16 protein-coding genes are annotated in these 15,833 nt (G+C 62.2%); 9 read left to right on the top strand and 7 right to left on the bottom strand.

What is annotated here, in order from left to right; all coding sequences use genetic code 11:
- Positions 1–22 precede the first annotated feature (22 nt).
- Together C8K61_RS16555 and C8K61_RS16560 are read right to left on the bottom strand one after the other, a co-directional pair.
- Positions 23–826, bottom strand: coding sequence for a hypothetical protein (locus C8K61_RS16555; RefSeq protein ID WP_256589469.1), 804 nt, complete (start codon positions 824–826; stop codon positions 23–25).
- A 91-nt stretch (positions 827–917) separates the two neighbouring features.
- Positions 918–1,877, bottom strand: a complete 960-nt coding sequence (locus tag C8K61_RS16560; protein ID WP_108097459.1) for an alpha/beta hydrolase — start codon at positions 1,875–1,877, stop codon at positions 918–920.
- A gap of 158 nt (positions 1,878–2,035) precedes the next feature.
- Here C8K61_RS16560 and aroC point away from each other — a divergent pair, with 158 nt between their 5' ends.
- From aroC to C8K61_RS16595, 7 genes are all read left to right on the top strand, one after another.
- Positions 2,036–3,127 carry a chorismate synthase gene (aroC, locus tag C8K61_RS16565; RefSeq protein WP_108097458.1) on the top strand — a complete coding sequence of 364 codons (1,092 nt, stop codon included), beginning with the start codon at positions 2,036–2,038 and terminating at the stop codon, positions 3,125–3,127.
- A gap of 60 nt (positions 3,128–3,187) precedes the next feature.
- Positions 3,188–4,393 carry an MFS transporter gene (locus C8K61_RS16570; protein WP_108097457.1) on the top strand — a complete coding sequence of 402 codons (1,206 nt, stop codon included), beginning with the start codon at positions 3,188–3,190 and terminating at the stop codon, positions 4,391–4,393.
- The gene (locus C8K61_RS16575; RefSeq protein WP_108097456.1) at positions 4,390–5,010 is read left to right on the top strand and encodes a methylthioribulose 1-phosphate dehydratase; all 621 of its coding nucleotides are present in this window, start codon (positions 4,390–4,392) and stop codon (positions 5,008–5,010) included. Before C8K61_RS16570 ends, C8K61_RS16575 begins: the two co-directional genes overlap by 4 nt.
- Entirely contained in the window at positions 5,007–5,552 is a 546-nt protein-coding gene (locus C8K61_RS16580) for an acireductone dioxygenase (protein WP_108097455.1), read from the top strand. The genes C8K61_RS16575 and C8K61_RS16580 overlap by 4 nt, the downstream gene beginning before the upstream one ends.
- Positions 5,553–5,661: 109 nt before the next feature.
- Positions 5,662–6,345, top strand: a complete 684-nt coding sequence (gene mtnC, locus C8K61_RS16585; protein WP_108097454.1) for an acireductone synthase — start codon at positions 5,662–5,664, stop codon at positions 6,343–6,345.
- A 79-nt stretch (positions 6,346–6,424) separates the two neighbouring features.
- The gene (locus tag C8K61_RS16590; RefSeq protein WP_108097453.1) at positions 6,425–6,637 is read left to right on the top strand and encodes a PLDc N-terminal domain-containing protein; all 213 of its coding nucleotides are present in this window, start codon (positions 6,425–6,427) and stop codon (positions 6,635–6,637) included.
- Positions 6,638–6,710: 73 nt separating this feature from the next.
- The gene (locus C8K61_RS16595; RefSeq protein WP_108097452.1) at positions 6,711–6,902 is read left to right on the top strand and encodes a PLDc N-terminal domain-containing protein; all 192 of its coding nucleotides are present in this window, start codon (positions 6,711–6,713) and stop codon (positions 6,900–6,902) included.
- A gap of 6 nt (positions 6,903–6,908) precedes the next feature.
- On the opposite strand, the gene C8K61_RS16600 is transcribed toward C8K61_RS16595, so the two are convergent.
- A complete protein-coding gene (locus tag C8K61_RS16600) occupies positions 6,909–7,382 on the bottom strand; it encodes a methylated-DNA--[protein]-cysteine S-methyltransferase (RefSeq protein WP_108097451.1) in 474 nt (157 codons plus the stop codon).
- Positions 7,383–7,386: 4 nt separating this feature from the next.
- On the bottom strand, positions 7,387–8,277 hold the full coding sequence (locus C8K61_RS16605; RefSeq protein ID WP_108097450.1) for a DNA-3-methyladenine glycosylase: 891 nt from the start codon (positions 8,275–8,277) through the stop codon (positions 7,387–7,389).
- Positions 8,278–8,560: 283 nt separating this feature from the next.
- On the opposite strand from C8K61_RS16605, the gene speE reads away from it, so the two are divergent.
- Together speE and C8K61_RS16615 are read left to right on the top strand one after the other, a co-directional pair.
- Positions 8,561–9,421, top strand: a complete 861-nt coding sequence (gene speE, locus C8K61_RS16610; protein WP_108097449.1) for a polyamine aminopropyltransferase — start codon at positions 8,561–8,563, stop codon at positions 9,419–9,421.
- Between the two features lie 218 nt (positions 9,422–9,639).
- On the top strand, positions 9,640–11,733 hold the full coding sequence (locus C8K61_RS16615; RefSeq protein WP_108097448.1) for an LTA synthase family protein: 2,094 nt from the start codon (positions 9,640–9,642) through the stop codon (positions 11,731–11,733).
- Between the two features lie 439 nt (positions 11,734–12,172).
- Here C8K61_RS16615 and C8K61_RS16620 read toward each other — a convergent pair whose 3' ends face one another.
- The 3 genes from C8K61_RS16620 to C8K61_RS16630 all read right to left on the bottom strand — a co-directional run bounded on the left by C8K61_RS16620 (position 12,173) and on the right by C8K61_RS16630 (position 15,831).
- Positions 12,173–14,701, bottom strand: coding sequence for a penicillin acylase family protein (locus C8K61_RS16620; protein ID WP_108097447.1), 2,529 nt, complete (start codon positions 14,699–14,701; stop codon positions 12,173–12,175).
- 96 nt (positions 14,702–14,797) lie between these two features.
- Entirely contained in the window at positions 14,798–15,445 is a 648-nt protein-coding gene (locus C8K61_RS16625) for a glutathione binding-like protein (protein ID WP_108097446.1), read from the bottom strand.
- A gap of 182 nt (positions 15,446–15,627) precedes the next feature.
- Positions 15,628–15,831 carry an SEC-C metal-binding domain-containing protein gene (locus C8K61_RS16630; RefSeq protein WP_108097445.1) on the bottom strand — a complete coding sequence of 68 codons (204 nt, stop codon included), beginning with the start codon at positions 15,829–15,831 and terminating at the stop codon, positions 15,628–15,630.
- Positions 15,832–15,833: the final 2 nt, after the last annotated feature.

The raw sequence follows: 15,833 nt of genomic DNA on the forward strand, positions 1-15,833 counted from the left end.
TCCCACAAAAAACCGAGCCTGATCAGCGCGACGCCATCCAGATAAACAACCCCGCCTGAAACACGCAAAACGCCACCAGACACGCGATGGTAAAGCGCTGGGTGCCGTCTTCGCGGCGCAGGGCATCGATGCGTTGCTGCAGTTTGACGATCTGTACATCCTGCTCGCGCAAGTTGTGGTCGGCGTGTTCGAGCATCGCGGCGGCGTCGAGCAGCTCGAGGGTTTGCACTTTTTCCTTGTTCCAGTCACCGCGCAGCGAACTCACCCGCGGCGCCGAATAGGTGGCTTTGGCCTGCTGCGGGTCGGTGTAGTCGAGGTCGAAACCCTGGGCCTTGAGAAAGTGGTCGCGGCGCAGGCGGGCGTCTTCGCTGAGCGCATCCTTGATCCCCAGCACGCCGCCTTCGACGGTGTAATGCGCGCAGCGTTGCTGGGCCCAGGCGATGCCCTGTGCCAGCAGAAAGCGGCCGAGGCCACGGTTGATCGGTTCCAGGTGCAGTCCGCGGTCCGGGCCGAAACGCACTTCCTTGCGGCGATGGTCGATCCACACTTCCAGCACGTTATCGTTTTTGCGCGTGAGGATGCCGTGCAGGTTGATGGTCAGGCGCAGAAAGCTCTGGTCCGGGCTGTGCCGGGCCAGGCGGCCCATCTGCACAAAGCGCAGGGGCCGTGGGCCGGTGTAGCGATCAGCCGGCAGTGGCGCCAGGCGCAGCAGGCGCCACTGCTCATCGGGCAGGGCGCTCCAGGGATGGGGCAGCGCCTCGTTGACCTCGGCGACGGCGGTCTCCTCGGGCGGTGGCGCGGTTTGTTCGGTATCGGTGTCTGCCATGGGCGTGTTCCACAAGCCGTGTGCGTACGAGCGTACTAGTCATGGCTTCTATCGGCTACCGCGCGCTGCGCTTGAGGCTGGCGTGGTGCTACTACTTAGCGTGGCTCTGAATAAAGGTAACCAAGCGACTGGTGAGCTCGCGCGCCAACGGCAGCTGCGGGTTGTTGTACGAAGCCAACTGCTGCTTGGGCTCATTGGCGACAATGCGCAGCACATGGTTCATGCCGGGGATAACCACCAGTTCGGCAGCGGCGTTGGCGGCCTTGAGCGCTTCGGCGTCACCGACTTCCACCTGCATATCGTGGCTGCCCTGGAGAATCAGCGCCGGCATGCGCAGGCGGGCGAAGGCAGCGGTGGGGTCCTGGCGAAACAACGACATCAGATAGGGCTGCACGCTGGGGCGAAACAGCACCTGCAAGTCGTCCGGCACATGCGGCACCGGCTGGCCGGCCTTGAGCTGGTCGATGGTCCACAGGCTTTGCGGCAACAGCGGAGCGGGCAGACGCTCGCGCAGTTGTTCCTTTAACACCTGGTCGATCGGGCGGCCGGTGCCGGCAATCGACACCAACGCATCGGCGCCGGCCGCAGGAGCAGCAAGGGTGGCGATCAGCGCGCCTTCACTGTGGCCGACCAGGGTGAGGCTGGAAAAACGCCCGTCGGCCCGGAGTTTCTCGCTCCAGGCCACGGCGTCGGCCACGTACTTTTCCACGCTCAGGTCGCGTTCATCCGGGGTGGCGGGGCGGCTGGCGGCGATGCCGCGTTTGTCATAGCGCAGGCTGGCGATGCCGTTACGGGCCAGGTTTTGCGCGAGCAGTTTCAGGCTGTCGTTGTTGCCGCCTTCGGGGTTGTTGCCATTGCGGTCGGTGGGCCCGGAGCCGGCAATCAGTAGCACCACGGGCACCTGCCCGTCGGTTTTCGGCAGCAGCAGGGTGCCGAACAGCTCGCCGTTGCCGGTGTTCAGGCTCATTGGCCGTTGCAGCACGGTGAAAGATTGCGCCTGGCCCAGGGCCGGCAAAAACAGCAACAGCAGCAGGGCAAGCGCGCGCGGCATCAAGGTGGCTACTTATAAGGAGGTAGGCGTTTGGACGCAGGAGATGGAATAAGGTTCGAGGATGAACTGGTCGGATGGCGCAGGTATACTCCACGCCCTGTTTTGTAACCGTCGTTTGTCATTGATGGTTCGTGGCTGATTTTCGCGGAGCGCCCTGCATGTCCGGCAATACCTACGGCAAGCTGTTCACTGTCACCACCGCTGGCGAGAGCCATGGCCCGGCCCTGGTCGCCATCGTCGACGGTTGCCCACCTGGCCTTGAGCTGAGTGAAGCGGACCTGCAGATCGATCTCGACCGCCGCAAGCCCGGCACAAGCCGCCACACCACCCAGCGCCAGGAGGCCGACGAAGTCGAAATTCTCTCTGGCGTGTTCGAAGGCAAAACCACCGGCACCCCGATTGGTCTGTTGATTCGCAACACCGACCAGAAGTCCAAGGACTACTCGGCGATCAAGGACCTGTTCCGCCCGGCCCACGCCGATTACACCTACCACCACAAATACGGCGTCCGCGACTACCGTGGCGGTGGCCGCAGCTCGGCGCGCGAGACCGCCATGCGTGTTGCCGCCGGCGCCATTGCCAAGAAAGTCCTGGCCGGCTTCGGCATTCAGGTGCGCGGCTACATGAGCCAGCTGGGCCCGATCGAAATCCCGTTCAAGACCTGGGACAGCGTCGAAGACAACGCCTTCTTCTGCCCCGACCCGAGCAAAGTGCCGGAGCTGGAAGCCTATATGGACCAGCTGCGCCGCGACCAGGATTCGGTAGGCGCGAAAATCACCGTGGTTGCCGATGGCGTGATGCCCGGCCTGGGCGAGCCGATCTTCGACCGCCTCGACGCCGAACTGGCCCACGCGCTGATGAGCATCAACGCGGTCAAGGGCGTGGAAATCGGCGCCGGTTTCGCCTGCGTGGCGCAGCGTGGCACTGAGCACCGCGACGAGCTGACCCCGCAAGGCTTCCTCAGCAACAATGCGGGCGGCATTCTGGGTGGCATCTCGTCTGGCCAGCCGATCATTGCTCACCTGGCGTTGAAGCCGACTTCCAGCATCACCACCCCCGGGCGCTCCATTGATGTCGCTGGTCAGTCGCAGGACGTCATCACCAAAGGTCGTCACGACCCGTGTGTGGGCATTCGCGCGACGCCGATTGCCGAGGCCATGATGGCCATCGTGTTGCTCGACCACCTGCTGCGCAACCGCGCACAGAATGCCGACGTGCAGGTCAGCACTCCGGTACTGGGCCAGCTGTGATCGCCTATCTCGCCCTTGCACCCGTAGTGGGTGCGATGGGCGTGGCCGGTTGAACTGAGCATGGCCAGCCCGCTGCCATACTGGCGCTTATCCAGCTTCTACTTTTTCTACTTCGCCCTGCTCGGCGCGACCGCGCCGTTTCTGGCCCTGTACTTCCATCACCTGGGATTCAGCTCGGCGCGCATTGGCGAGCTGGTGGCGATTCCCATGTTGATGCGCTGCGTGGCACCCAACCTGTGGGGCTGGCTGGGTGATCGCAGTGGCAAGCGCCTGGCCATCGTGCGTTTTGGCGCGGCCTCGACCCTGCTGTGTTTCACCCTGATCTTCATCAGCAAGAGCTACGCCTGGCTGGCGTTGATCATGGCCCTGCATGCGTTCTTCTGGCATGCGGTGTTGCCGCAGTTCGAGGTGATCACCCTGGCCCACTTGCGCGAGCAGGCGGCGCGTTACAGCCAGATCCGTCTGTGGGGCAGCATCGGTTTTATCGTCTGCGTGGCGGCGCTGGGCAAGCTGTTCGAATGGCTGAGCCTGGATATCTACCCTTGGGCGCTGATCGTGATCATGGCCGGCATCGTCATCAGCAGTTGCTGGGTGCCCAATGCCCAGCCCTATGTCCGCGAAAACCAGCTGGGTGCCGGCGGCTTTCTCGCCCAGTTACGCCAGCCCGGCGTGCTGGCGTTCTACTTGTGCGTGGGGCTCATGCAGCTCAGCCACGGGCCGTACTACACCTTTCTGACCCTGCACCTGGAAGCCCTGGGGTATGCCCGTGGTTTCATTGGCCAGCTGTGGGCGTTGGGGGTGGTGGCCGAGGTGCTGATGTTCTTGCTGATGGTGCGGATTCTTCAGCGCTTTTCCCTACGCCAAGTGTTGATGGCCAGCTTCCTGTTGGCCGCCCTGCGATGGCTGCTACTGGGCAATTTTGCCGAGCACCTGGCCGTGCTGGTGCTGGCCCAAGTGATGCACGCAGCCACCTTCGGCAGTTTTCATGCGGCGGCGATTCATTTCGTTCAGCGCAGTTTCGGCGCCAACCAGCAAGGCCAGGGCCAGGCGTTGTACGCCGCGCTGGCGGGCATTGGTGGCGCATTCGGCGCCCTGTATTCGGGCTACAGCTGGAACACGTTGGGTCCGGCATGGACCTTCGCCATCGCCAGTGTGGCGGCGACGGCGGCAGCGGTTATCATCGGTATGCGTTTGCCAAGCGACAACGTCCGCAATCTCGCACAGCCACCTTTGCAACACTCGGATTTGAATGAGGAGCGGGCATGAGCCGCGAACAATTGGCCGACGACATTATTGCGGCAGGACGTTTTCTTTATGGCCGCGGCTGGTCGCCGGCCACCAGCAGCAACTACTCGGCACGGCTGTCAGCCACTGAAGCGCTGCTGACGGTGTCGGGCAAACACAAAGGCCAACTGGGCCGCGACGATGTGCTGGCCACCGACCTTCAGGGCAACAGCCTGGAGCCGGGCAAAAAGCCTTCCGCCGAAACCCTGCTGCACACCCAGCTGTACCAATGGCGCGCCGACATTGGCGCGGTGCTGCACACCCACTCGGTAAATGCCACCGTGCTGTCGCGGGCGACCCACGCCAACGAGCTGGTGTTCGAAGACTACGAATTGCAGAAAGCCTTCAGCGGCATCGCCACCCACGAGTCGCAGGTGCGCGTGCCGATTTTCGACAATGATCAGGACATCGCCCGCCTGGCCGCCAAGGTCCAGCCCTGGCTGGAACAGCACCCCGACTGCGTCGGTTACCTGATTCGCGGCCACGGCCTGTACACCTGGGGCGCGCAAATGAACGATGCGCTACGCCAGGTCGAAGCCTTTGAATTTCTGTTTGAGTGCGAGCTGAAGATGCTTGCCCTAGGGAAGACCACTGTATGAGCAGCCTTAGCGTTTTTTCCGTTTCCACCCCGGACATCCCCAACAAGGTGCTCAACCACCTGGAAGACATCACCAGCACCCTGGCGGCCGTCGGCGTGCGGTTCGAGCGCTGGCAGGCCGTGGCGCCGATCAAACCGGGTGCTACTCAGGACGAAGTGATTGCCGCCTACAAGCCGCAGATCGATAAGCTGATGGTCGAACGCGGCTACGTGACGGTGGACGTAGTCAGCCTCAATGACGACCACCCGCAAAAAGCCGAACTGCGCGCCAAATTCCTCGATGAGCATCGCCATGGCGAAGACGAAGTGCGTTTCTTCGTGGCGGGTCGCGGCCTGTTCACCCTGCATATCGATGACTACGTGTACGCCGTGCTGTGCGAAAAGAACGACCTGATCTCGGTGCCCGCCGGCACCCGCCACTGGTTCGACATGGGCGAGCACCCGCACTTCATCGCCATTCGCCTGTTCAACAACCCCGAGGGTTGGGTGGCGAATTTCACCGGCGACAGCATCGCCAGCCAGTTTCCTCGTTTAGAGGATTGACTCGGTCCCTGTGGGAGGGGCTTCAGCCGCGAGCTTTTAAGATCACAAGCTCGCGGCTGAAGCCCCTCCCACCAACAGCTCTTTTGTCCGACAGATTTCAGGATTTTCGATGCCCATCAAAGCCATCCTCACCGACATCGAAGGCACCACCAGCGCGGTGAGTTTTGTCTTTGATGTGCTGTTTCCGTTTGCCGCCGAGCACTTGCCCGAGTTCGTCCTGCTCAATGCCCACCAACCGCCGGTGGCCGAGCAGCTGCAGGCAGTGCGTGAATTGAGCGGCGAGCCGCAGGCCGATGTGTTGCGGGTGGTCGAGATTCTGCTCGCCTGGATCGCCGAAGACCGCAAGGCCACACCGCTCAAGGCTTTGCAAGGCATGGTCTGGGCCGAGGGGTACAAGGCGGGGTTGCTCAAAGGGCACGTCTACCCGGATGCGGTGGAGGCGCTGCAACGTTGGAAGCAGGAGGGGTACGCGCTGTACGTGTATTCCTCGGGCTCGATCCAGGCGCAGCAACTGATCTTCGGCTGCTCGGTGGCCGGTGATCTGTCGCCGCTGTTCTCGGGCTACTTCGACACCACTTCGGGCCCAAAGCGCGATGCGCAGTCGTATCGCAGCATCGTTGCCAGCATCGGTGTGCCGGCGGATGAAGTGCTGTTTCTCTCGGACATCGTCGAAGAGCTGGACGCTGCCCAACAGGCCGGTCTGCAGACCTGTGGCCTGGCCCGCGAGGGCGGCGAACTGCCGGGCCATCAGACCCTGGCCAGCTTCGCCCTGATCGACCTCAACGCCTACTGACCGGCGGCCGATGCGGAAAGTGGAACCTCGCGGCGGCAACCGGGCTCTTTAAGTAGTACCCGCCGCGACGAGAAAGGCCATGTTTCTGGACTTCGACTATTACAGCTACCGCTATTGGGCCTATGCGGCCCTGGCGGTGCTGCTCGCGTTGCACCTGTGGGCCGCTTATAACGTGGTGCAAAGCCCGGTGGCCCGACGCTTGAAAACCCTTTGGGTGAGCCTGCTGGTGCTGTTCCCACTATTGGGGTTCTTCAACTGGTACGTGATGGGCCCGCGCGCGCAATCACGCTGATGGCAACAACTCCCTGAACCTTAGCCTTAGGCGACTATCCTAGAGGAGCAATCTCATCCTCAGGAGTACGACTATGGGTAACGGTTACGGCGGTCTGATTGGCCTGATTATTCTGGCGCTGGATATCTGGGCGATCATCAACGTACTGAAAAGCGGCGCGGAAACCGGCAAGCAGGTGCTGTGGATACTGTTGATCGTGTTGCTGCCGCTGCTCGGGTTGATCATCTGGGCCATCGCCGGGCCGCGCGGCAACGTGCGTATCTGAGCCTTTCTACAGTAACCAGGCACCTTCCAACTGCAGCAACAGCTGCTTGCGCTCCAGGCCGCCGGCGTAGCCGGTGAGGGTGCCGTTGCTGCCGATCACCCGATGGCAGGGAATCACCACCGCAATCGGATTGGCGCCATTGGCCGTGCCCACGGCGCGCACCGCCCTGGGCCGCGCGATGCGCTGCGCCAAGTCGGCATAGCTGCAGGTGCGGCCGAAGGGAATCCGTTGCAGCGCCTGCCACACCTCTTGTTGAAACGGTGTTCCCAGCGGCGCCAGACGCAACTGGAATTGCTGGCGCTGGCCGGCGAAATACTCGTCCAGTTGCCGGCACACCTCGTCCAGCTCGGCATCCGCCGCCTGCCAGTTTTCGTTCAATTGCCAAGGCTGCCCGCCGTCCATGTGCAACAGGCGCAGGCCCTGTTCGTCGCCGGCCAATAGCAGCGGGCCAATGGGGCTGTCGTGGTAGCGGTAGTGCATGGTCTCACTCCTCCGGTTCGGCGTAGCTTTGCCACAGGTACATGGCGGCATAGGCACGCCAGGGGCGCCAGGCTTCGGCCTGGGCGGTGAGGGCGCGGGCGCTGATGCCGGCGCTGCCCCAGAGTCTGGCCTTGAGCAAACCGAGGTCGCTGGCCGGAAACGCGTCGGCCACGCCAAAGGCGCGCAGGGCAATGTACTGCGCCGTCCATGGCCCGATGCCGGGCAGGGCGCAGAGGCGTTCGAGCAGATCCTCCACGCCGTCATCGGCATGCAGCGCCAGGCTGCCGTCGCCCAGAGCACGGGCAAAACCCTGCAAGGTCGCCACCCGTTTGCCGGGCATGCCGATGCCATCGAGGTTGGCCTCGGCAATCGCCTGTGGGGTAGGGAACAGCCGGCTAGGGCCGTCTTCGGGCGCATCTGCGAGTTCTTCGCCGAGGCGTTTGACCAGGCGGCCCACGATAGTCACCGCCGCTTTTACCGTCACCTGCTGGCCAACGATGGCGCGCACGGCTTGTTCGAATGGGTCGAAGGCGGTGGGAATGCGCAGGCCCGGGTAGCGGGCGACCAGGGCGCGAAGGTGCGGGTCCTGGCTGAGGTGCTGGGCGATCAGGGTGGTGTCGGTGTTGAGGTCGAACATGCGTTCTACCCGCGCCGCCAATAGGGGCAGCAAGGCTTCGGCCGAGGGGCTGACGGTCAGTTCCAACGCACTGTGCTCGGGCACATGACGCAAGGCGAACCAGCCGCATACCGCATTGATCCGAAAAGTGCGCCGGTAGCCGTGCTCGTCGACCCGCTCCATATCCGGTAGGCAACGCAGGGCGAAGTAGGCGTGAAACTGCTGCCAGTTCCACGGCGGTACATAGGGCAGAAGCAGGGGAGTGGGGTGTGTGCTCATGGCGCTTACCATAACGACCAGATGGTGGGCATGTCTCGCCGGTTCTTGCGGTTGAATTCGTTTTCAGGCGTCGCGGCCAAATCGGATGGCCGCCTACCCTCCCACAGGTAGCGTGGTCTTTGTGGCAGGGGCTTTAGCCGCGATGTTTTTGCGCTTCGCAGATAGCCACAAGGTTCGACCTGTCACCAGTCGCCACGTAGAATGCGCGCCTCGCCTGGGGCTACGGGCCCCAGTCACCGGATTATTCCGCGCATTTTCCCGCGCGGCGCAGAGGAGCAACGCCATGAGCGACTATCAGGAAACCCTCTACGAAGGCTATGGCCAACGTTTTCGCATGGACAAACTGCTGCACGAAGTGCGCACCGAGCACCAGCACCTGGTAATTTTCGAGAACCCTCGCATGGGCCGGGTAATGGCCCTGGACGGCGTGATCCAGACCACCGAAGCCGACGAGTTCATCTACCACGAGATGCTCACCCACGTGCCGATCCTGGCCCATGGCGCGGCGCGCAAAGTGCTGATCATCGGTGGCGGCGACGGCGGCATGCTGCGTGAAGTGAGCAAGCACCGCAGCGTCGAGCAGATCACCATGGTCGAGATTGACGGCACGGTGGTCGACATGTGCAAGGAGTTCCTCCCCGAGCACTCCAAGGGCGCTTACGACGACCCGCGCCTGAACCTGGTGATCGATGACGGCATGCGGTTTGTCGCCACCACCGAAGAGAAATTCGACGTGATCATCTCCGACTCCACCGACCCCATCGGCCCGGGCGAAGTGCTGTTCTCGGAGAATTTCTACCAGGCCTGCCGCCGCTGCCTGAACGAGGGCGGCATTCTGGTGACCCAGAACGGCACGCCGTTCATGCAATTGGACGGCGTGCAGAACACTGCCGGGCGCATGAACGGCCTGTTTGCTGACTGGCATTTCTATATGGCAGCGGTGCCGACCTACATCGGCGGTGCCATGACCTTCGCCTGGGGCGCGACCAACGCGGGCCTGCGCAACATCCCGCTGGAGACCCTGCGCCAGCGTTTTGCCGGCAGTGGAATTGTCACCCGCTATTACAACCCTGAAGTGCACCTGGGCGCCTTCGCCCTGCCGCAGTACGTGCTGCAAGCCATCGGCAAGCCCAGTAATGACTGAGTTACCTGTTCGATGACCTCGTAGGAGCGGCTTTAGCCGCGATGCTCTAGATGGGTGAAAGCATCGCGGCTAAAGCCGCTCCTACAGGCCCCTCGACCATTTCTCAACGAAATTTTCACATTCACTCGCTGACTATTTGCGGCTTCGCTCTTGGGTTGATGTAGGAGTATTCTTCGTCACCCATTTTTCGTACGCCTAATCAGTGAGTTTTGGACAACATGGCCCAATCGGACGCCCTGAGTTCTTCCGTATCGCCGCGCGGTACCCCCACCCTTAAAAGCCATCTGATTTTCACCTTCCTCAGCGCGTGTGCCTTCCTGCTGATGTACACGCTTATGCGCGTGGCGTTGCTGGTGTACAACCGCGAGCTGATCGGTGAAGACACCTTCGCGACCTTCGCCGAAGCCTTTTTCAACGGCATGCGTTTCGATCTGCGGGTGGTGGTGTATGCCTGTGCGCCGTTGCTGATTTCCATCCTGATTCCTGCCGCCATGGCCCGCCGTGGCTGGATGCGGGTGTGGCTGACGTTCTTCGCCAGCGTCACTTTGTTCCTTGGCCTCACCGAGCTGGACTTCTACCGCGAGTTCCACCAGCGCCTGAACAGCCTGGTATTCCAGTACTTCCAGGAAGACCCGAAAACCGTTCTGAGCATGCTCTGGAACGGCTTCCCGGTGGGCCGTTACCTGTTGGCCTGGGCAGTAGCGACCTGGCTGCTGTGGAAACTGTTCAAGGGCCTCGATGGCCTCAGCCGCTCCCGTGGCGAGGCGGCGATGTTCAGCGCCAGCCCACGTGCGCGCACCTCTTGGCCCGTGCGCGGCGTAGCCTTCGTGCTGTGCCTGGTGCTGGCCGTATTGGCCGCCCGTGGCACCCTGACCCAGGGCCCACCCCTGCGTTGGGGCGATGCGTACACCACGGAGTCGATGTTCGCCAACCAGCTGGGCCTCAATGGCACGCTGACCCTGGTGTCTGCGGCGCAAGCGAGTTTCTCCTCCCATCGCAAGAACGCCTGGAAATCCACCATGGCCGATGCCGATGCCCAGGAGATCGTGCGCAAGATGATCCTCACCCCGCACGACGTGCTGGTGGACGCTGACAAAGCGGCGATTCGTCGTGACTTCACCCCGCCGGCCGATGGCACCTTGCCGGAAGTGAAGAACGTGGTGGTGATTCTGATGGAAAGCTTTGCCGGGCACTTTGTTGGCGCCCTCGGCAGCCCGCTGAACATCACCCCCGAGTTCGACAAGTTGGCCAAAGAGGGCGTGCTGTTCGACCGCTTCTTCTCCAACGGCACCCACACGCACCAGGGCATGTTCGCCACCATGGCGTGCTTCCCCAACCTGCCAAGCTTCGAGTACCTGATGCGCATGCCCGAGGGCAACCACAAGTTCTCCGGCCTGCCGCAACTGCTCGATGCCCGTGACTTCGACAACCTCTACGTCTACAACGGCAACTTCCAGTGGGACAACCAGTCCGGGTTCTTCAGCAACCAGGGCATGACCAACTTCATCGGCCGCGAAGACTTCGTTAACCCGGTGTTCATGGACCCGACCTGGGGCGTGTCCGACCAGGACATGTTCGACCGCGGCGCCAAGGAGTTGGAAACCAACTTCGGCAAGAAACCGTTCTATGCCTTGCTGCAGACCCTGTCGAACCACACCCCTTACGCCTTGCCGGCGGACTTGCCAGTGGAACGCGCCAACACAGGTACCAGCTCAGACGAGCACCTGACCGCTATGCGTTATTCGGATTGGGCGCTGGGGCAGTTCTTCGAGAAAGCGCGTAAGGCGCCGTACTTCAAGAACACCCTGTTCGTGATCGTCGGCGACCATGGTTTTGGCAGCGACGAGCAACTGACCGAGATGGACCTGTTCCGCTTCAACGTGCCGCTGCTGTTGATCGGCCCGGGCATCCAGGAAAAATTCGGCCCGCTGCGCCACACCGTTGGCACCCAGATCGACATCGTGCCGACCATCATGGGCCGTCTCGGTGGCCAGGTGCGTCACCAGTGCTGGGGTCGCGACCTGCTGACCCTGCCTGAAGGCGACCATGGCATTGGTGTGATCAAGCCGTCCGGCGGCGAGCAGACCGTTGCCATCGTCACCCCTGAGCGCATCCTGATCCAGCCTAAAGGGTTCGAACCGCGTCTGTACGACTACCAACTGGGCGCCAAGGCCAGTGCCACCCGTGTACCGGGCGACATCGATCCTGAGCTGAAAAAGCAGTTGGAAGCCTTCCTGCAAACTGCCACCAAGAGCCTGCTGGATAACACCGCAGGCGTCGTGGATGGGATGCCGGATAAAGACGAAGACTGATTCCCTCTAATGCACCGGGTGGGTACCTGCCCGGTTTGTGTTGTCCCGTCGCGGCTAAAGCCCCTCCCACAGGAAATCTCGTTTCTTGTGGGAGGGGCTTTAGCCGCGATGCTTTTGGGGAACACAAAACTCTGAAGCCTTGCACCGTCATCCCAGCGAAAGCTGGGACCCAGAATTGCGTGGGTGACGAAGATCAGCACCAAACGCCAGGCAAAAAAATAGGCGCCTAAGGTGGCGCCCGGAGAATCAAACGATGCATAGGGTCTGAACGGCCTGACGGGCTTTAGTTCAACCCGATGTGCAGTTGTCTGTCCTCTCGGCTTTTCTCCAGGCAAAAGAAAGGGCACCAAGAGGTGCCCTAAAAAGATCTATGGAGTAAGTCCACTGTCTCTGAGTCGCCACGCCTGGCTTTAGTTCAGCCAGGCTCGACGAACGGTCGTCACTTGCCCGGGGTCAGCAGCAGGCGCTTGGTGCCGTAGACCTTGTCGAGGTTCTGCGACTGGAACGGGAAGGTCATGTACTGGCCCTTCAACCAGGCGTCGATGCCGTCGGCGTAGTGCGGGCTGGCCGGGTTGCCGGACTGGCCGGTGCTGTTCAGGCCCAACATCGGTTCCGGTTGGCCGAAGTCGACGACGATGCGCATCGCCGGCACCAGCCAGGTGTCGAAGCCTTCGCCCCAATGGTAGGCGGACACGTTGAGGGTGGTGTGGTCGCCGCCGGCCGCATACGGGCCACGGTCCAGGTAACCCTTGATCGCATTGATGCTGGTGGCATCTCCGCTGCTCAGGTACTTGGCCATCTGGGTGGTGTCGGTGGCGAAGGTGTAGCTGTGCAGCTTGCCCCATTGCCAGGTAGCGCGGTCGGCACCCAGTTTGCTCTCGCAAAGGTTGACTGCGGCCACCAGGCTGCGGGCGAGGATCGCCGGTTTGTCTTCTTTCTGCGGGGTTTTCACGTCGTCCCAGAATGGGCTGTCCTCGCGGCCGAGCAGGTGGTCGGCGGGTGCGGAGTAGGACAGGTCAGTGCTGTCCACCAAGGCTTTCCAGGCGGCGCTGGTGTCCGGGCCCAGTTCGTCGAGGAAGGTCTGGCGCATGCTTTCCTGCAGGAAGGCTTCGTACAACGCGGCATCGGCCGAGGTCGCGCGCAGGTTGCCGTCAAACGCCATCAGGCGGCTGTAGGCTTCGCGTGCTTTGGCGCGGTCGGCGGCGGGCAGGGCATCAATGGCTTTTTTCAGCGGCTGGGCCATGCCCGGCGCTTCGAACATGCCTTTGAGCTTGGCCACGAACGGCGAAGTCTGGTCGTACTGCATGGCGATCATGCTTTTCGCGTCGTGCTTGCCGGCGCCAGCCAGCTGCGCGATGCGCTCGCCACGTTCCGGGTAGTACCAGGAGTTGGACAGCTGCATGCCGTAGCCGCGCGGAATGGTGCGCTGGTTGGCGGTGCCCAGCCAGCCTTGCGCCGGATCCTGGTCATAGGGGTGCAGCATCGGGTCGGCGTAACCGTCCCAGTCGTACTGGCCATTCCAGCCGGGGGAGGGCAGCAGGCCGACACCCGCTTTGCGGTTGGGGTAACGGCCGGTCACTTGCCAGGCAATGTGTTCGGCATCAGCAAACACCAGGTTCAGCGGAATGGCGCGGATATCACGGGCGGCTTCGAAGGCCTGGTCCACCGATTGCGCGCGGGACAGGTTGAAGAACGCGTCCAGGGTCTTGTCGCCATCCAGCGCAGCGCTTTGCAGGGCGATGCCATAACCGCTGCTGATCTGCAGCGGTTGCAGCATGTGTTTGCGCTCGCCCAACACGCTGTTCAGCAGCGGGCCATGGCGAGTTTCGTAAATCGCCTCGCGCACCGGGCGCTGGCCTTTGATAAAGAAGGTTTCCTGGCGCACGCGGGCGGCCACCCACTTGCCGTCGGCCTCATACAGCACCTGGCTGCCCTGGCGTTTGATCTTCTCCAGGAACAGGTCCTGGTTGTCGCCCATGACCATGGTCATGCCCCAGGCCAGCTTGCCGTTGAAACCGGCCACCACTGCCGGCACACCGGCAATCGACACGCCCGCGGCCTGGAATTTTGGCGAGCGGATCTGCACATAGTTCCACGCCGAGGGCATCGACAGCGGCAGGTGGGTGTCGTTGGCCAGCAGGCTCTTGCCACTGCGGCTGCGCTGCGGGGCAATGGCCCAGTTGTTGGAAGCGGCGACGCCGAGCATGTCGAGGCCGGCGATTTGTTCGGTGACTTTGCCCAGGGCGCTGAGGCCCTGGATCTGCCCGCTCAGCACCAGGCCTTTGAGTTTGTCTGCTTCATCGAACGGTAGGGGCTCGTCGGGGTAGGTCGGAGTCAGCCAGGCCAGCTTGTCGCTACCGACTTTCTGTGCGAGCGCCAAGGAAGCGATCTCTTCCTGCAGGTTCACCGACAGGCCGAAGTTCATCAGGCAGAAAATCAGCACCGAATCTTCCGGCTTCCAGTAGGCCGGCTTGTAGCCAGACTCGGCCAGGTCCATTGGCAGCTTGTCCTGGTAGCGGTACAGGTAGGCGTTGACGCCACGGGCATAGACTTCGAAGAACTTCTTCATCCGCGGCGAGCTGCTCTTGTACAGCACCTCGGCGCTTTGTTTGAGGTTCACCGCGCGCATGAAACGGTCGATTTCCAAGGCGCCGGGGCCGACCATCTCGGACAAGCGACCCTCGGCCATCAGGCGCATGCCGACCATCTGGCTGAGGCGGTCGCCGGCGTGCACATAACCGAGGGCGAACAGCGCGTCATGGAAGGTGGTGGTTTCAATCAGCGGCATGCCCAGGGCGTTGCGGCGGATCGACACGCTTTGTGCCAGGCCCTTGATCGGCTGAATGCCGGTGGTGGGCGGCAGGCTGTCGGCGTAGTGGCTGTCCAGCCAACTCTGACACCCGCTGAGACTCACGGCGCCAACCAGGGCAGCGGCAGCTGTGAAACGCGTGAAGAATGGCGACGCCATGGTCTGAAGCTCCTGCAAAAATCGATTAAAAACGGCAGGCGCTACGTTAGTGAGGCGCCCGCCGCCGCGCAAGCGAGGACGGGCGTGTGGCGCGGGTTATTTTTTCGGCTGCGGATTGATCTGCTCGGCCAGGGCATAAGCCCGTTCGGTGGCCGGGCGCGCCTTGATGGCGTTGAACCAGCGCTGCAGGTTGGGGAAGTCGGCGAGGTTCTGCTGCTGGCGCTCGTGGGGCACGATCCACGGGTAGCTGATCATGTCGGCAATGGTGTAATCGTCGCCGCAAATAAAACGGCGGCCTTCCAACTGCTTGTCGAGCACGCCATACAGCCGCGCGGTTTCATCCACATAACGCTTCATGGCGTAGGGGATTTTTTCCGGCGCGAACAGATTGAAGTGGTGATTCTGCCCGGCCATCGGTCCCAGCCCACCCATTTGCCAGAACACCCACTGCAGGCATTCCTGACGCCCGCGCAGATCGCGGGGGATGAACTGTTGGTACTTCTCGGCGAGGTACAACAGAATCGCCCCCGACTCGAAAATCGACAACGGCTCGCCACCGTCGGCCGGCTGGTGGTCGACAATGGCGGGGATGCGGTTGTTCGGCGAGATCTTCAGAAAGTCCGGCGCGAACTGTTCGTTCTTGCCAATGTTGATCGGATGAACCTTGTAAGGCAGACCAGCCTCTTCCAGAAACAGCGATATCTTGTGGCCGTTGGGCGTGGTCCAGTAATACAGATCGATCATCGGAGAGCTCCGTTAAGGCATGTAAGCAACTGACTGGAAGAAACCTGGGTGGTTCGATTGCTTTTGTAGGGTGCGCTATGCGCACCAAGCGATTCATCCGAGTGCGCAATGGTGCGCATAGCACACCCTACAAAAGCAAAAAAGCCCGCACGGGGCGGGCTTTTGAGTACGGGCTTAAATCATCAAGCCGCGTGGCATTTTTTGAATTTCTTGCCACTACCGCAAGGGCAGGGATCGTTACGGCCTACGTCCTTGAGGGCGTTACGCACGGGCTCTTGATGGCCGTGGTTGCAGTCCGGGCCGTGCACGTGGCCGTGGTCATGGTGGTGGTCATGATCATGGTCGTGGTTGCAGTCGGGACCGTGGACGTGGGGTTCGTTGCTCATTA

This window comes from Pseudomonas sp. GV071 (assembly GCF_003050835.1).
Classification (GTDB): Bacteria; Pseudomonadota; Gammaproteobacteria; order Pseudomonadales; family Pseudomonadaceae; genus Aquipseudomonas.

What these genes read in the sequence shown, in the direction of transcription:
- speE (WP_108097449.1), top strand. Translation starts at nt 8,561, where the DNA reads ATGAGCGACTATCAGGAAACCCTCTACGAAGGCTATGGCCAACGTTTT.
- C8K61_RS16555 (WP_256589469.1), bottom strand. Translation starts at nt 826, where the DNA reads ATGGCAGACACCGATACCGAACAAACCGCGCCACCGCCCGAGGAGACC.
- C8K61_RS16605 (WP_108097450.1), bottom strand. Translation starts at nt 8,277, where the DNA reads ATGAGCACACACCCCACTCCCCTGCTTCTGCCCTATGTACCGCCGTGG.
- C8K61_RS16590 (WP_108097453.1), top strand. Translation starts at nt 6,425, where the DNA reads ATGTTTCTGGACTTCGACTATTACAGCTACCGCTATTGGGCCTATGCG.
- C8K61_RS16630 (WP_108097445.1), bottom strand. Translation starts at nt 15,831, where the DNA reads ATGAGCAACGAACCCCACGTCCACGGTCCCGACTGCAACCACGACCAT.
- C8K61_RS16615 (WP_108097448.1), top strand. Translation starts at nt 9,640, where the DNA reads ATGGCCCAATCGGACGCCCTGAGTTCTTCCGTATCGCCGCGCGGTACC.
- C8K61_RS16575 (WP_108097456.1), top strand. Translation starts at nt 4,390, where the DNA reads ATGAGCCGCGAACAATTGGCCGACGACATTATTGCGGCAGGACGTTTT.
- C8K61_RS16625 (WP_108097446.1), bottom strand. Translation starts at nt 15,445, where the DNA reads ATGATCGATCTGTATTACTGGACCACGCCCAACGGCCACAAGATATCG.
- C8K61_RS16580 (WP_108097455.1), top strand. Translation starts at nt 5,007, where the DNA reads ATGAGCAGCCTTAGCGTTTTTTCCGTTTCCACCCCGGACATCCCCAAC.
- C8K61_RS16600 (WP_108097451.1), bottom strand. Translation starts at nt 7,382, where the DNA reads ATGCACTACCGCTACCACGACAGCCCCATTGGCCCGCTGCTATTGGCC.
- mtnC (WP_108097454.1), top strand. Translation starts at nt 5,662, where the DNA reads ATGCCCATCAAAGCCATCCTCACCGACATCGAAGGCACCACCAGCGCG.
- C8K61_RS16595 (WP_108097452.1), top strand. Translation starts at nt 6,711, where the DNA reads ATGGGTAACGGTTACGGCGGTCTGATTGGCCTGATTATTCTGGCGCTG.
- C8K61_RS16570 (WP_108097457.1), top strand. Translation starts at nt 3,188, where the DNA reads ATGGCCAGCCCGCTGCCATACTGGCGCTTATCCAGCTTCTACTTTTTC.
- aroC (WP_108097458.1), top strand. Translation starts at nt 2,036, where the DNA reads ATGTCCGGCAATACCTACGGCAAGCTGTTCACTGTCACCACCGCTGGC.
- C8K61_RS16620 (WP_108097447.1), bottom strand. Translation starts at nt 14,701, where the DNA reads ATGGCGTCGCCATTCTTCACGCGTTTCACAGCTGCCGCTGCCCTGGTT.
- C8K61_RS16560 (WP_108097459.1), bottom strand. Translation starts at nt 1,877, where the DNA reads ATGCCGCGCGCGCTTGCCCTGCTGCTGTTGCTGTTTTTGCCGGCCCTG.